The sequence below is a fragment of the Psychrobacter sp. 28M-43 genome (assembly GCF_014770435.1).
Classification (GTDB): Bacteria; Pseudomonadota; Gammaproteobacteria; order Pseudomonadales; family Moraxellaceae; genus Psychrobacter.
On the sequence record NZ_CP061739.1, the window covers coordinates 1711607 to 1728243 of the forward strand.

General features: G+C 42.3%; 12 protein-coding genes and 1 other RNA gene. 5 read left to right on the top strand and 8 right to left on the bottom strand.

Features of this window, described 5'->3' with window-relative positions:
- Positions 1-212 precede the first annotated feature (212 nt).
- The 6 genes from IEE84_RS07160 to ffs form a co-directional block, all read right to left on the bottom strand.
- Positions 213-2045 (bottom strand): extracellular solute-binding protein, encoded by a 1833-nt coding sequence (locus tag IEE84_RS07160; RefSeq protein ID WP_191115416.1) that lies wholly within the window; start codon positions 2043-2045, stop codon positions 213-215.
- A gap of 308 nt (positions 2046-2353) precedes the next feature.
- A complete protein-coding gene (serC, locus tag IEE84_RS07165; RefSeq protein ID WP_191113656.1) occupies positions 2354-3481 on the bottom strand; it encodes a 3-phosphoserine/phosphohydroxythreonine transaminase in 1128 nt (375 codons plus the stop codon).
- A gap of 103 nt (positions 3482-3584) precedes the next feature.
- Positions 3585-4508 (bottom strand): DNA polymerase III subunit psi, encoded by a 924-nt coding sequence (locus IEE84_RS07170; RefSeq protein ID WP_191113657.1) that lies wholly within the window; start codon positions 4506-4508, stop codon positions 3585-3587.
- A 114-nt stretch (positions 4509-4622) separates the two neighbouring features.
- On the bottom strand, positions 4623-7583 hold the full coding sequence (locus tag IEE84_RS07175) for a M48 family metalloprotease (RefSeq protein ID WP_224737677.1): 2961 nt from the start codon (positions 7581-7583) through the stop codon (positions 4623-4625).
- Between the two features lie 13 nt (positions 7584-7596).
- Positions 7597-8193: a LemA family protein gene (locus IEE84_RS07180; RefSeq protein WP_191113658.1), complete on the bottom strand. Its 597-nt coding sequence runs from the start codon at positions 8191-8193 to the stop codon at positions 7597-7599.
- A 267-nt stretch (positions 8194-8460) separates the two neighbouring features.
- An RNA gene (gene ffs / locus IEE84_RS07185) (signal recognition particle sRNA small type) lies at positions 8461-8557 on the bottom strand.
- A 308-nt stretch (positions 8558-8865) separates the two neighbouring features.
- On the opposite strand from ffs, the gene IEE84_RS07190 reads away from it, so the two are divergent.
- On the top strand, positions 8866-9582 hold the full coding sequence (locus IEE84_RS07190; RefSeq protein ID WP_191113659.1) for an SIMPL domain-containing protein: 717 nt from the start codon (positions 8866-8868) through the stop codon (positions 9580-9582).
- A 118-nt stretch (positions 9583-9700) separates the two neighbouring features.
- On the opposite strand, the gene IEE84_RS07195 is transcribed toward IEE84_RS07190, so the two are convergent.
- Positions 9701-10444 carry a DUF4124 domain-containing protein gene (locus tag IEE84_RS07195; RefSeq protein WP_191113660.1) on the bottom strand — a complete coding sequence of 248 codons (744 nt, stop codon included), beginning with the start codon at positions 10442-10444 and terminating at the stop codon, positions 9701-9703.
- Between the two features lie 202 nt (positions 10445-10646).
- Positions 10647-12056 carry a type I glutamate--ammonia ligase gene (glnA, locus tag IEE84_RS07200; RefSeq protein ID WP_057760355.1) on the bottom strand — a complete coding sequence of 470 codons (1410 nt, stop codon included), beginning with the start codon at positions 12054-12056 and terminating at the stop codon, positions 10647-10649.
- Between the two features lie 828 nt (positions 12057-12884).
- Here glnA and IEE84_RS07205 point away from each other — a divergent pair.
- The 4 genes from IEE84_RS07205 to IEE84_RS07220 all read left to right on the top strand — a co-directional run bounded on the left by IEE84_RS07205 (position 12885) and on the right by IEE84_RS07220 (position 16607).
- Positions 12885-13508 (top strand): anthranilate synthase component II, encoded by a 624-nt coding sequence (locus IEE84_RS07205; RefSeq protein WP_191113661.1) that lies wholly within the window; start codon positions 12885-12887, stop codon positions 13506-13508.
- Positions 13509-13605: 97 nt separating this feature from the next.
- Positions 13606-14727: an anthranilate phosphoribosyltransferase gene (gene trpD, locus IEE84_RS07210; protein WP_191113662.1), complete on the top strand. Its 1122-nt coding sequence runs from the start codon at positions 13606-13608 to the stop codon at positions 14725-14727.
- Positions 14728-14897: 170 nt separating this feature from the next.
- Positions 14898-15767 carry an indole-3-glycerol phosphate synthase TrpC gene (gene trpC, locus IEE84_RS07215; protein ID WP_191113663.1) on the top strand — a complete coding sequence of 290 codons (870 nt, stop codon included), beginning with the start codon at positions 14898-14900 and terminating at the stop codon, positions 15765-15767.
- Positions 15768-15875: 108 nt separating this feature from the next.
- The gene (locus IEE84_RS07220) at positions 15876-16607 is read left to right on the top strand and encodes a Smr/MutS family protein (RefSeq protein ID WP_179798976.1); all 732 of its coding nucleotides are present in this window, start codon (positions 15876-15878) and stop codon (positions 16605-16607) included.
- The last annotated feature ends 30 nt before the right edge of the window (positions 16608-16637 follow it).

Consider the following 16637-nt stretch of genomic DNA (forward strand, 5'->3'; position numbering starts at 1 on the left):
CAAACATCGTCAAATAGTTGGTCAATATCTCGATATTATCTGCACTATTTTCCTCGTTTGACGGCAATTTATCTCATTTTTATCACCATTTTTAAAATGAGGATACGCCCTAATCTAACTGTTATTTGATAACAGAAGCATATATTTGATAAAAACAGCATATATACTCAGCTGTCCGTTGTTATCGGGTCAAACTTTATAATAAAAACTGTCTACTGCTTTAAATACTTATTGATACGCCCTTCTGCCTCTTTATCCACCCACCAGTAATCGATACCAACAGCATTGGTTGGTAGTTTTTCGGTATGGCGATACTGATCCCAATAGGCGACATTGGTGCCAGACTTGCCGTATAGCGGTACGACATAATGACCTGCGCGCAACAACCGGTCTAGCACCCGCGTATACAGTACAATCTCGTCACGATTTTTAGCATTACCAAGGGCGGCAATGACCTTATCGACGGCGGCATTCTTGATACCAGCACTGTTATGATTACCCGGCTCGTCAGCAGCAGCACTTCCCCAGAATGCCGCTTGCTCAGCACCAGGAGATAGACTTTGAGCAAATACGTCCACGACCATATCATAATCAAAACGGCGCATTCGCTCATAATATTGCGGCCCATCGACTTGGCGCAAAGTAGCATCAAATCCCAAGCGTTTTATATTGCGAATGTAAGGTAACAATACACGGCCCATGGTCTCGCCTGTCATCAAAATCTCAATCTGAGCAAGCGATCCATCAGGTCGATATAGTTTCATATCCTCGTAATAAAACCCAGCCTCTAATAGAAGCTGGCGCGCCTCTAATAACCCTTGACGATTAAAGCCGTTCCCATCACTGGTGGGTAGCTGCCATTCTGCTAATGTCGCTTTACGCTGTATCGGTTCAAGCTCAGACAATAAAGGCGTCAATACCTGCATTTCTGCATCAGATGGTGTACCCGTTGCAGCAAGCTCTGATCCATGAAAAAAGCTTTGCAAACGTTCATACTGTCCGTGAAATAAGGTTTTATTCATCCATTCAAAATCATAAGCAGCCGTCAGTGCTTGGCGAACTTTGATATCCTGAAAGATTGGACGGCGCAAATTCATCACCAATGCTTGCATCGGTACTGGATTTTGGCTGGTTATCGTCTCTTTTTGGATAAGCCCTGCTTTGACTGCGGGGAAATTATACCCAGTTACCCAGTTAGATGCTTTATTTTCGGGACGAAAACGGTATTGACCGGATTTAAAACCTTCAAAGGCAATCTCATCACTTTGATAATAAACAAACTTGATCATATCAAAATTGTAGCGGCCACGATTGACCATCAAATCACGCCCCCAATAATTGGGATCACGTATATAACTTACCGAACGCCCTGCATCAACTCGCCCCAATTTATAAGGACCACTACCCATCAATGGTGACAGACTGATTGTCTCAAAATCGGTATCAATAGAAGATTTGGCAAATATAGGAAACTGCCCAACAGTCAGTAAAATCTCTTTGTTGTCAGCAGAGGCAAAGACAAACTTTACTTGTTGATCATTAATGATTTGAATGTCTTTGATATCACTTAGATAACTGCGAATATACATGGGGCCTTTGTTCAATATCGCCTCAAAAGTCGCTTTTACATCGCGACTGGTCACACCCGACCCATCCCAAAAACGAGCATCAGGATTGAGATGATAGATAATCCAGCTTGTATCACCGGGATCATATGTCACTTTACTTGCCAGCTGTGGATACATGGTAAATGCTTCATTTAATGAACCAGTCATCAAAGTATCATACAGATAGTCTGTGCCAATCATCGCCACACCCGTGGTCATCCATTTATTGGCGCTATTAAACGTACCGCGAGCATCTAGAGAAAGCGTACCTCCTGATGGCGCTTTTGGATTGGCATAAGGTAAGTAAGGTGCATCGATGTATTCAGTAGGACTATTGTGACCAAGCGCGGTCGTCGTGATAGGTGCAGCGATACTGCTCGGTATCCAGCTGACGGTGATGGTTAGCAATACAGCTTTTAACAGGGCGTTTTTTATTATCATGACGTTATAACAAACCTCTATGCTAACCAATATAAATATCAAAACGTAAAGCCTGACAGCAAAACAGCGTTATAGCAAAATTTTATCATAACAAACTTAGGTTTTTTAACCTAATGGTTTGCCGTGGATATGACTTAATGGTGATAGCATTAAGCGATATCCACGGCAAACTATTATTACTACGTGCTAGTATGACCAAACTGTCTGTTTATACATATAAAAAAGGCGCAACCATGACTAGTTACGCCTTTTTTGTTGTACATTTTATATAGCAAGACTTTATACGTTAGCGGTTACTCTTTTGCTTAGGCGTGCTTTTTTTCAAACGCTATCATAAAATCAACCAGCTGCTGTACCCACTCAAGTGGTACGGCATTGTAGATGCTGGCTCGCATACCGCCTACGTCACGATGACCTTTTAGATTTAACAAGCCAGCTTTTTCTGATTCTTCTAGGAATACTTTATCAAGGCTGCTGTCTGCTAAAGTAAACGGCACGTTCATGATAGAGCGATACTTAGAATCTACTGGATTATTATAAAAACTGCTCTCATCGATTGTCTTATAAAGTAAATCGGCTTTTTGCTGATTGATTTTACCGATAGCAGCCACACCGCCCTGCTCTTCCAACCAATCAAACACTAGCCCTGCTAAATACCAAGAGTACGTCGCTGGCGTGTTAGACATAGACTCTTTATCAGCTTGATGCTCATAATTCAGCAGCATAGGACACCATTCACTTGCTTGCCCCATCAAATCCTCACGGATAATGACAATAACCAGACCTGCAGGACCAATATTTTTCTGTGCGCCCGCGTAGATCATGCCAAATTTAGACACGTCTATCGGCTGTGACAAGATACAAGATGACATATCAACAATGATTGGCGCATCTACTTGTGGTGGCTCAAATACCTGTAGGCCATGAATTGTTTCATTGGCACAGTAATGAAAATAAGCGGCGTCTTCACTGATATTCCAATCGCTTTGCGCTGGTACGTCAGTAAAGTTATTCTCTTTGCCAGTCGCAACTAGGTTAATCTCGCCCAGACCCAGTGCTTCATAGCGCTTGGCTTCTTTGATCGCTTTGCCTGACCATGCACCTGTCGTCAAATAGTCACCGCGTCCACCATTTAACAGGTTCAATGGAATTGCAGAAAACTGCAAACTTGCGCCGCCTTGCAAAAATAGCACTTTGTAGTTATCTGGTATTTCCATAAGCGTGCGTAGCTTAGCTTCTGCTTTGTCAGTAATGGCCATATACTCTTTGCTACGATGGCTGACTTCCATGACCGACAGGCCGCGACCTTGCCAATCAAGCAGTTCACTCTGCGCGCGCTCTAATACGGCTGTTGGCATGGTAGCAGGGCCAGCACAAAAATTTGGCAGGCGATGCGGTGTGGCAGTTGCTGTAGACGTTGGGTTTGTAGGCATAATCACAGTCCTAGGTATGATGAAATAAATGGATGTTTTTTATTTCAGTTTGTTGATAAAGGCATTGGTAAGGCATTGGTATCGATGTTAGTTTTCATACAACTCAATGAGATATCTGCTCCCATAGCTGACGTTTAGCATCACTGTCTGCGAGCATTGCTTCTAATGTCGGCACAGTGGTCAGATTGGGATGTTGGAGGCCGTCAGGTAATGCTGTCAATGCAGCAACTTGTATTTCTTCACTCCGGCCAATTCGAAAGATATATCCTGCAAGACTAGCATTGGCAAGCTCAGCAGTATCCATACCATCACAAATCGGAAATGACGTCGTCTCGCAAGTGATTGATAGCGCTTGGGTGATGTTTTTCCATAGTTTTTGACTGTCACTATTCAGCGCTTTGATATCAACCAATATCACCCAGTCACCATAGCGGCCACCTTGCAAGTCAAATGGTGCTACTTTTTTTAAGCTATCATCATTTATGCTGTCATCACTAGTACTTTGCGGAAAACTACTTTGCGGAAATTGAGGTTGCTCAATAGGGGCATTAGTCGAGACTGCAACAGTGTGGTTCGATGCAATACTTGGGATGTCATGATAGTTAGACCCAGTACTTGAACTAACAATATTTGAACTAGCAGCACTTGAACTAACCGTATTTGAATCAACGGAATCAAAACTATAGGTAACAGGGCTTTGCTCGCTAGCCATCTCTTCAGTGGTAGCTTGCAAATCAGTCTCATACTCATCGGCAACATAGCCGTTAGCGTTATAATCATTGATATCATAACCATCAGTCGGTTGATCAACTGTGTCTACAATTCTAGCGCTCGCTACCTCATTGTTATTAGACTCAATGTCAGTAGCGTCAATATTTGATTGCTCAACCAAAGCTGTCGCAATGTCAGCCATATTGATGGTTTCTGACTCAGGCTGCACCCACTGATTGATACCCATCATCGCTAGAATTTGGCGTTGCTGCACACGGCGCTGTAATACAGTTAGCGGGTCTTGGGTATCACTCATTCGACTCTACTATCCTACTCATTTTGTTTATATCATTTATAGATGTTTTTATGGTTTTGGCAGCTCTCACAGAATATGCTTCACACTATTAATCAAATACTAAATACATACCCGTCAAAACAGCTGTCGAATACCGAGCCAACGCTCCGATATTGCCAGCAAACAATCGTATTCATCTTGGCTGATTATCGTATCGTGTAACATCACTGTATGCAACGTACTTAGCCATTGGCGATACTCATTATGAGTTGGCTGGTTCATCTCGCTTTCATTATAATCTATTTGGCTGCTATCCTGTTGCTTCTCTCGATAATTATCAGCATTCTGAGCACCTATCACGCGCTTGAGAGAGTGATTGGCAGAGACAGGAACCGCAGAAATAATCGCCAATAACTGAATGCTATTCAAGTGCTGTGCGGTCAATAATAACCACTGCAAATTAACATCGCTTACTGTCATAAGATCAATATCAATCAAGCGCGCATGCCGTCTCAAATCTACAATATAATGCGCCACACTGTCGTTACCTTCACTCAATAACGATCGGTCATGCATTGAGATCATCTGGCCTTTGGCATCTTTTGATAGTCGATAAGCCAATAAGACAACAACTGGTACTTCTGATTTACTAAGTCCTGTAAACACCTGACTTGAAGGATCTAGTTGCGCCCTTACGTCTTTCATACCAGTCTTCAGTATTTGCGGCCATAGAGACTGCGCGTCTGTATCTTGTAAAACTTTAGACAATATCGGTAGCAACTGCTGCAAATGTAACGCTTGCCATAGTGATAATATTGGCGATTTTTGATGTGATAAAGCTAACGAGTTATTCAGAGCCATAGCATTGGAGTTATCACTAGATATATTTTGATCTGACAAATCATAAGCTAAGCTTTTGGTTAAGTCAGATGTCAGCTGTTGGTTAAATAACTTAAATATGCCCTGCTGATAACGCAACAACATCGTACGGCATTTTTCTTGTTTTTTATAGTACTGATGACTGTCGTGACTGTGATCGTCTTTACTTTTGAGCTTTAGATTTTCGATACATAGTTCAGATAAATTATTTTGATGCAATTGGTTTAAGGCGAGCTCAATCAAAGCGCTGTCTAAACGCCTATCCAAACCAGCTACTACTGTCATCAGCTTAGTATCTATCATATGCGGTAATATTTTCTCATGGGAAGTCGGGTCAGTCGCAACAGAGAAGCCATCATTCCAAGTATCATTCAAACTATAAATGGCAGTCGTTGATAAGGGTTGATGCTGATGACAAAGCAAAACAGCTTCAATTAATGCTAGCGCACCTAGAGGATGGTGACTATGATTGAGTATATACTTAGGTAGTGACACCTTTTGAATATCGCTAACATCAATTAATGTGTTTTCTCGTAGGTCAACGTCAGGTTTGGACTGCCACGGTTTTAATAGCTGGTGAACGCCAACGTCTTCGGCCTGTACTTGAAGCCGCCCATCGACCACCACATCAGCGTCTACGGTAAATTCCAAACCGTCATTAACTTCTGATTCATCGATATCTCTGTTACGACCGCCGTTCCCAGACTCAGCAAGAACTTCTCCGTCATTTGTCTGTTTAGTGTCACCTGTATTAATCATTGCAGCTGTTTGAGTCTCAAAGACTGACGAGTGCCGCGTATTTTTTTCTGGCAAGTCTTTACTTAGGCTATTTTCTTTTGTTATTCCCCAATCACCTAAGCGGCGTTGCCTATATATCTCTTTGACTTTTTGCTGATTTATTCGCTTTTCTTTGGCAACTTGTACCGCAAACTGATAATAAGCATCCGCATTAATAGCGCTCATACGCTCAGTCAAGCTTGGATGGGTGGCAAACCACGACACATCACCCAAGTCTGCCCCACTACTAGCAAAGAAAAAGTGACTGAGTCCATTGATATCAGCGATACTAGACAAACGCGAGCCGAGCGAGTCCTGATGGATAGCTTTTAAGGTTTCGATAATCGCAGGCGTACGTGTCAATTGAACACTGGTGGCATCAGCAAGTAGCTCGCGCTCACGATTAAAACTGTGCTTAATCAACTGCGCGCTTGCCATACTGGAGAAGCTTAAACCATGCAGTAGCAATGTCCAGACACTACGCGGGGCTTGACGATCTATTATAGGCAGCGTTTGCACCCATTTAGACTGACGCTTGGCTGAGGACTGCTGTTGTTGTGATTGCTGCTGCCAGTAAGCGACCCATTCACTATGCGTGGTGAAATTGGCGGTTTGCGCTTCCGTATTGCGTGCTAGCATATCAACCTGTCTCTGTGATAGAGACTTTTGGGAAATACTATCGCTATCAAAATAACGGAAATTAGAGATATGATTGGATATTGGGTCACTCCAGTCATATAGTATCTGCAAGCCTGCCAATACTACCATCAGCTGTAAGTTGAACGTAGCATCACCGTGCAATATATGACCATATTCATGACCGATGAGTCCGTATAGCGCCTCATCAGACAGTTTATTTAACGCACCTTGGGTAACGACGAGTACCATATCTGAGCTATGGCGACCAGCGACGAAACCATTGATACCCTGCTCATCAGGTAACACATATAAAATAGGGGTTTGCAAACCTGCCGCAATGGCCAGTTGCTGTGCAATTTCATAGTAGCGACGATAAACGGGCGGAAAATCGCGCTCATCACGTACTGCTATATGACGTGAACGATAGCGAACCTTTTCTTTAGCTTCATGTTGATGAGCGACTCCTTGACTGTGCTCCCATGCTTCTTGACTGTTATCGATAAACAGCCTAACTGCCCCTACTCGCTGAGCAATAGCGCGACCACCTGCTCGCAGGCGTCGATACTCTAAAAAACTACCACCAACGAAACTACCTAACGTCAAGACAATGACCAGAACCAATACCCAGTGGTATATACCGCCTGTAAATACTGTCAGCAGTATAGACATGACAATCAGTCCTACAGCCATATGAGCAAGTACAATCAGGAAAAACAGTCCATAAAGTAGTAGACTGCGCCGCGTACGTATCCGCTGTTCACCAAAAAAATCCATCAGATTAGGCTGCCTAGAGTTCGCCAAAATTATCTAAACCTTAGCTCATATTGACAATCGGTGCCTGAGCAATCGCTTCTCTATCTTCGAATACCAACTGACTGAGTGGCCGAAAGCCAAAAGTCGTACTAACGAGGTTATTCGGGAATACTTCGCGATCGTTATTATAAAACATCACGCTGTCGTTATAATGCTGACGCGCGAATCCGATGCGATTTTCCGTATTGGTTAATTCGTCCATGAGCTCCTTGATCATACTATCGGCTTTTAGCTCTGGGTAGGCTTCGACGACAGCGGAGAATTGACTCAACGCTTTAGACAACATACCTTCTGCTTTTGCAAATAGTGCCATGTGCTCTAGCGAGTCTGGCTGATGTTTATTAGAGTCTTGTAGATCTTGTGCATGATTGCGCGCGCTAATGACGCGAGTGAGTGTTTCTTCTTCATGACTCAAATAACGCTTGGCAGTTTCGACCAAGTTTGGAATCAGATCATGACGACGCTTTAATTGCACATCTATTTGAGCAAAGCCATTCTTTGCTTGGTTACGTGCGCGTACCAATCTATTAAAAATAGATACCCCAAACACGACCACCAACACCACAAATGCAATGAATAGCCAAACAAACATCTTCATAATCAAACTCCAAGGTGTCTAGAATGTTAATAAAAAGTTAATACATTGTATTTTAACTCATATTAATCAATAAAACCTTAGAACTAGATCGGAACTACAAAGGAAATTGAACAGGGAATTAAATCGAAATTAAATAAGCAGTTAGCTAATCATCAGACAAAATTTTGACCCAAAAAAAGCCCTTTACAATGAAGGGCTTAATACATCACAAATAGGTCTTTTGTACTTTATAAATATAATTATCAAATTTTAGGCAAAAAAAAGCGACTCCATCAGCACATCCTCGGCACACACTATAACTATTACCGTTGCTACCTTCCGGTCCTGGCGGGATTCATAGAACAATGTTGCGAGGCTACCAATGGAGCCACCAGTCGCAAATTATACAAGAAATTTTTAATTTTACAACCCCTATCTTAAAACTGTTTGCTTTAGACCCTAAATAGCACTGTCATTTAGTTCATTAGCTCATGTCCGCAATGTATGAGCGTAAATTATATCAGTAACTTAGGTCACAAAATTCTCACAGCAACTTATATTAATTTTGCTATTTTAGTGGATGGAGTTGCACCCATGTCGATTTCTAGAGAACAATAGGGACAACTTTTCGTGTATAAATGAGCGTTGATAATTGTCATTTATATATTATTAGAATCAACTTAGGAGATAATAATGAAAAATACTTTATTGAATAAAGCAGCACTAGCTTCTGGTACGGTTTGTCTCATGACAGCGATGATGGGTAGCGCCCATGCAGAGCCAACAGGCTATGATCAACTGACGTTTCAGACAGAAATAAAAGAAGAGATTCAGAACGACGAAGTACGCGCCAGCTTGTACAAAAAAGCACAAGCAACTGACTCTAAGACTTTAGCCACAATGCTTAACACCTCAATCAACAATGCCATGAAAATCGCCAAGCGCTATCCTAGCGTGACCGTGAGCACAGGGCAACAGCGCACCTATCCACGCTACGACAAGAACGATAAAATCATTGGCTGGACAGGTCAAGCAAACATAGACTTAAAAAGCACAGACTTTTCAGCGACTAGCCAGCTAATTGCTGATTTGCAAGAAACCTTGGTGATGGACAATCTTAATTTTGGTGTATCAGATACCAAAAAAGATGCTCTAGAGCAAAAATTAATGACCGAAGCCTCTCGCGCTTTTCAGCAGCAAGCTAAGATCCTTACCCGCGCTTGGGATGCTCGTGGCTACCGCGTCATCAATGTTAACCTAAACACAGGTAGCAACTATCCACGTCCAATGTATAGCGCTATGAGCATGAAATCAGGAATGGCAGACGAGTCAGTACCAAGCCAAAGCTTTGAGTCTGGTAATAGCACTATTTCGGTGACTGCTAACGGTACCATCGAGTTAACTAAATAAGATAGCTTATAGTTAAAATAAGTTATTTACATTAAAAAAGGCAAGCATCATCAATGATGTTTGCTTTTTTATTTTGCTAGCGATATCTATTAATGACATTCAATCATTATTGAGACCATCATTGTGACTGAGCAACTTCCTGTTGACGCAGTTTTAGCATCAATTTTTGATACCAAGCTAACTTTTGGTAAGCCAATAGCTGCGCAGCCTTTCTTTTGTTATCTTGCAATGTGGTTGTATTTTGAATCACATATACAGTACGTGTGATTTGCTCAAGTGTTTGGCCAGTTTCGCTTTGTACAACCGCCTTGATTGTATGAGCACCTGGCAAAACATCAACAGTAGCGATAGATGCACTTAAACCTTGTGCAACCTCTTTATCATCAAAATAAATACGGGCACTATCACCTGCCTGTAACGCAGGCTTAATCTGCACATTGACATCGATATTCTGTACTGGACGACGATAGGCTCTCTCTTCGCTAGGTTCAGTAATGGCTAACTGATAGTTTACTGGCGTGGTCACCTTAGTATTTATCGCAGGCGACTCAGTAGTAATCGCTGTCTGCGACACATTTGATGATTGGCGACTTGTATTAGAATTGGTTGTCGTATTCAGATTAGTTGACCTGCTCGTCTCATTACCCGTCGTAATAGCCATTTGACTGACTTGTTTACCAACTTGCTGCTCATAATCCTGTGGGCGGTCGGTAAAGGTAACTTGACCTGTTTGCTCGTCGACCACTTTATAAATAGGCGCAGCATTTGTAAGAGGTGCACCAAGACTAACAAGAGCAACCGTAGTCCATAGCGCAACTCTAATCTTACCCTTCAAGAAACTCGGTTTTGCTAATAAAGTCATAATCCATCAACCTAAATAGTGTCTACTATTAATATAATTTTATAAAACTATTATGCGTGAGTTTTGACATGAAATCAGCAGCGATTTCAAAGAAAATTCAGCAATTGGACTGATACACTTTATTAATACGCATAAAAAAACCAGCCAAGTTAACCTTAGCTGGTTTTTATGACTCAAAATAACTGAGTGCTTTAGCGACTAATTAGCAGCTGTAGTACATGTCAAATTCGACAGGGTGTACAGTTACGTTTAGACGTTGTACTTCTTCTTCTTTCAAAGCGATAAACGCTTCTAGCATATCTTCAGTGAAGACATCACCTTTTAATAAGAAGTCATGATCGTCACGCAGTGCTTGCAATGCAACATCTAAGCTCTCTGCAACCGTTGGGATTTGTGCTTCTTCTTCTGGTGGCAAGTCATACAAGTTCTTGTCAGCAGCTTCACCTGGATGCATTTTGTTTTGGATACCGTCAAGGCCAGCCATCAATAGTGCAGCAAACGCTAAGTATGGGTTAGCCGTTGGATCAGGGAAACGTGCTTCTACACGTACCGCTTTCGGGCTGCTCACGTGTGGAATACGGATAGATGCTGAACGGTTAGACGCTGAATAAGCAAGTTTAATAGGCGCTTCGTAATGTGGTACTAGGCGCTTATAGCTGTTGGTTGATGGGTTGGTAATCGCATTCAACGCACGAGCATGCTTGATAATACCGCCAATGAAGTACAATGCTGTTTCAGACAGACCAGCATACTCATCACCAGAGAATGTATTTACGCCGTCTTTTGAGATTGACATATGTACGTGCATACCTGAACCGTTATCACCAACGATTGGCTTAGGCATAAAGGTCGCTGTTTTGCCAAACTGATGCGCAACGTTATGAACAACATATTTCAATTGCTGAACTTCATCCGCTTTACGTACCATCGTATTGAATGCAACACCGATTTCAGACTGGCAAGACGCTACTTCATGGTGATGAACTTCAACTGAACCTTCACCAACGATTTCTTCGATGCGTTCACACATAACAGCACGCATATCATGTGAGCTATCGATTGGTGGTACTGGGAAATAGCCGCCTTTCACACGTGGGCGATGCGCCATGTTGCCCCACTCGTAAGTCTCGTTAGTCGACCATGCTGCTTCTTCAGCCGTGATTTTATGACTAACGCCAGACATATCAACTGACCATTTCACATCATCAAATACAAAGAATTCAGGCTCTGGACCGAAGTAAGCAGTATCACCGATACCAGTAGACTTTAAATACTCTTCAGCGCGACGTGCGATAGAACGTGGGTCACGGTCATAACCTTGTAGCGTTGATGGCTCGATGATATCGCAAGTCACTACCACAGTCACCGCGTCAAAGAACGGGTCAACAAAAGCAGTTTCTGGATCAGGACGCAAGATCATATCTGACGCTTCGATACCTTTCCAACCAGCGATTGATGAGCCATCAAACATTTTGCCATCTTCCATGACATCTTCATCAACGGTATGCGCTGGGAAGCTGATGTGCTGCTCTTTGCCGCGTGTATCAGTAAAGCGAAAATCAACCCATTTAGCATTAGAGGATTGGATAAGATCTAATAGTTTATTCGACATGAATAGTCTCCGTTGTGTTGATCACGTAATTGCGATTTAAAATTATTAATATGATGTTCTTGTCCAAGAATGTCAGATGTGCTCTCAATACTAAAACAGCGCATTCGATATTATGCTTATTATCAGCACTATTTTGCGTATTAGTCAAGATGCTCATCTAAAGCGTTTACTCAATCAGACCAATATTTGTGCACATGGTCTAACATACGCCAATTCAATCCTAACGACATTCTAGCAATATACAACTCATAATGCTGAACTCTTCGGGCTCTTGTTAATAATTATTTTTAGACCAGTTTTTTGGCTTTAAAAATAATCATAACAGCAATAATGCAAAGGCTATGCCAATGTATTGACGCTCTGATAACAGATATAGTCATAGATAGATTTAATTATCAATATTTACAGTTATTTATACGATTAATATCGTTATATATTAATTAATTCTCATCTAGTTCGGTTTTAGAATACCACTTAATTAGAGCACCAATTGAGAACCAAAGGCACTTAATTGGTGCAAATTAAAATATATTTATCGTTATAATGCTATTTATTGGTGCGCCGTTAACAGCTGAATTTATAACATTATCTCTAACTACATTAGTTTATTCGTCGACAAAATAATAAAAAATATGTTTTTACTTGGTGCTTACTTAGATAGCCTATACCCTACATTTGATAGAAAACAAAATAGTGGTAAGATAACCGCGCGCAATAACGCCCTCTGTTATAGTCATAGCTGCTTGTGTCCGGTAATCAAGTAACTCGATAACAGTGAGAACCAATTTTATGTTAAAAATATAATAAAACTGATAAGTTGAAGCCTTAATGATTTTGATGATCGATAATTACGATAGCTTTACGTACAATATCGTACAGTACTTCGGTGAGCTAAAGCAGGACATCACTGTCTGGCGTAATGATCAGGTCAGCATTGAGCAGATTAAAACCCTCGCACCTGATGTCATTGTGATTGGTCCAGGTCCGTGCGATCCTGACCGTGCGGGTATTTCGCTGCAAGCCATTGAGACATTTAAAGGAATTATTCCTATACTGGGTATTTGCTTGGGTCATCAAGCTATCGGTCAAGCCTTTGGCGGTCAAGTGGTCAAAGCTGGCGAAGTCATGCATGGCCGCTTATCAGCTATCTATCACAACGAGCAAGGCGTGTTTGCTGGATTACCTAACCCGTCACAGGTTACGCGTTATCATTCGCTCGTCATTGACAAGACAAGCCTACCAGACTGCCTTGAGCTCACTGCATGGACTCAAAATGCCGATGGTAGTATTGAGGAAATCATGGGTATTCGCCATAAGGCGTTTGCTGTAGAAGGCGTCCAGTTCCATCCTGAGTCGATATTGAGCGAAGCAGGTTATCAACTGCTTAATAACTTTTTACAGACTCATGGCTTGGCTACCCTGACATCCGATGAGCTACCACAAGTTGGCTAGGTTTGACTAAAAGCACGTCGGTAAAAATGCTGCTTTTATAAGCCCATACCAAATTTCACACAGATTCATATAAAAAATAATAGTAAGTGAGACTACAATGAGTACGACAAAAATAGAAGAAACGCACACGCCAGAGAGTATTGCAAAATTGTCTGATGAGCAAACACATCAACTGTTAACCACAGCTTTGGGTAGAATATTTCAACACATCGATTTAACCTTTGATGAGATGTATCAAGTGATGCTGATTATCATGCAAGGTAGATGCAGCGACGCTATGATGGGCGCTATCTTGACGGGGCTGCGCATGAAGGGCGAATCCATTGACGAGATTACTGCGTCTGCCAGTGCCATGCGTGCACTAGCTGCCAATATTAAACCAAAGAACTGCGATTACTTGGTAGATATCGTTGGTACTGGCGGTGATGGTGCTAACTTGTTCAATGTCTCGACTGCGTCGGCGTTGGTTGTTGCGGCAGCTGGTGCACAAGTTGCTAAGCACGGCAATCGCGGCGTCTCGACCAAATCTGGTAGCTCAGACTTACTTGAGCAAGCAGGTATCAGTCTTGCGCTCACGCCAGAGCAAGCAAAAGACTGTATCGAAAACCAAGGTATTGGATTTTTATTTGCGCCCAATCATCATAGTGCAATGCGTTACGCCAACCCTGTACGCCGTGAGTTAAAAGCACGTACCATCTTTAATATTTTGGGCCCATTGACCAACCCTGCTGGCACGCCAAACTTAGTCATCGGTGTATTTACCGCGCAGTTATGTGAGCCGATTGCTAAGGTGATGAAAAACTTAGGCGCACGTCATGTCATGGTAGTAGGCGCAAAAGATGGTCTTGATGAAATCAGTCTTGCGACTTCGACCACAGTCGCTGAGCTAAAAGATGGCGAGATATCAGTCTATGACATGATGCCAGAAGATGCTGGTATCGAGTCCCAAACTCTTATCGGCCTAGATGTCGACTCTCCAGCACAAAGCCTTGAGTTGATTCGTGCTGCGCTATCTGGAGCCGACACTCATGACCGTGCCGTACTTAAAGCACGTGATATGATTGCGCTAAATGCAGGTGCCGCGATATACACCGCAGGACTTGCCAGCAACTACCCTAACGGTGTTAGCCGAGCACAAAAAATCATTCAAAATGGTGATGCTTTACTCAAACTTGAGTCTTTAGCCAACTATACCCAACAGCTAGTCGCTCAAGGTTAACTTATAAGCACTTATATACTGTCTATAGTCAAAAAAATCTAAAACGGATACAAGGCCGCCAACCATAGATTGTATAATTCATACATCTAAGATAGACAACGCCGTAGCCATTTAGTAGTTATTAATAGCTCTCTGACTATATTTACATTTAACGATATTCGGATACCAGTATGACCACAACCCATTCAGACATACCGTCAGTGCTACAGCGCATTGTCGCCACCAAAGTAAAAGAAGTAAAAGCCGCTCGCGAAGCATTGTCTCTAGAGGACTTGAAAGCACAGGTCGCAGCTGATGATAAACCGCGTCGAGGTTTTGCTGCGGCACTACGTGCTGCTGGCGCTAAAGAAAATGGTATCGGTATCATTGCTGAGATTAAAAAAGCCTCACCGTCTAAAGGCATTATCAACCATAACTTTACCCCTGCTCTATTTGCACAGCAGTATGAGCAAGCGGGCGCTAGTTGTCTGTCTGTATTGACCGACCGTGATTACTTTCAGGGCGATGACAGCTACCTTATTCAGGCGGCTAATACTTCAAGCTTACCGATATTACGTAAAGACTTTATGATTGATGTCTATCAAATCTATCAATCTTACCTAATGGGCGCTGACTGCATCCTACTCATTATGGCTTGCCTAGATGATGCGCAAGTACGAGAGCTACATGCACTCAGTATTGAGCTTGGTATGGACGTATTGATAGAAGTACATACCCAATCTGAGCTTGAGCGTGCGCTACAATTGCCACGTTCAGTACACAATATCTACGGTATCAATAACCGTGATTTAAATACCTTCGATGTTGACCTGCAAAACACGCTTGATCTTAAGAATATTTTAAACGACGCACTTGCTACTGATAGTGCTGAGCAAAAACCACTTATCGTGACCGAGAGCGGCATTCATAGCAGTGATGATATTCGTCTGATGCTAAGTAATGAGATTCAGCACTTTCTAATCGGTGAGCAATTTATGAAAACTGATCATCCAGGGCAAGCGTTACAATCCTTACTTGCGGGCGTCGCAGCAGACGGGTAAAGTAACTCAATAATATATGCTTCAATAAATGCTTAATAGCTTGAATAATGTGTGCGCTATAGACATTGTTCAATCAACCATTCATCAATCAACGATACGTTAACTTTTATGTCAAACTCTCTGTTTTCAAAAGAAATGCAAGACCAGCTCAAAGAACTCAAAGGCCAGCTGAGCAAGGGCCGTGATACCAATTCTCCTGAAGGTGAGAATCAAAAGCCAACTGAGCCGGTGTCGCTACCGACTCAAAAACAAGTAAAAAAGACAGTTAAGCAGCTAGATAGTGAACATATCGATGACGATAAAGTTCTGTTTATGCAAGCCATGCACGGTGTCAATCAGTTGGAAGATAAAAATGTTCGCTCACCTGCCAGCGCAACTAAAGCAGGCAAACCTGATGCAGCGACACTATCAAAACGTGCTGCGGCTCAAGGTAGTGAAGCCAGTGATCTAGGCGCAGGCTTGTCAGATATGCAAGCACTACTAAACCCTGTCGCTGCTGAAGCTTACTTGTCGTATAAGCAGCCTACACTGCAAAATAAAATCTTTGATCAGCTCAAAAAAGGCAAGCTGCGTTGGTATGATGCGGTAGATATCCATGGCTGTACGATAGAAGAAGCACGCGAAGCGATGACTCAGCTATTGAGCCAAGCCAAGCAGAAAAACGAAACTATGGTGAAAATCGTCCATGGTAAAGGTAGCGAAGCGATTCTAAAAACCTGTATCAATGGCTGGTTGCGTCAATTGCCAGAAGTACTAGCATTTTGCTCTGCGCCACCAAAAGATGGTGGTAACGGTGCTGTACTAGTACTACTTAAAAAACCTAAAGCAGATGGCGAATAGGTCTACTGTTAGTGATATGGTACTACATCA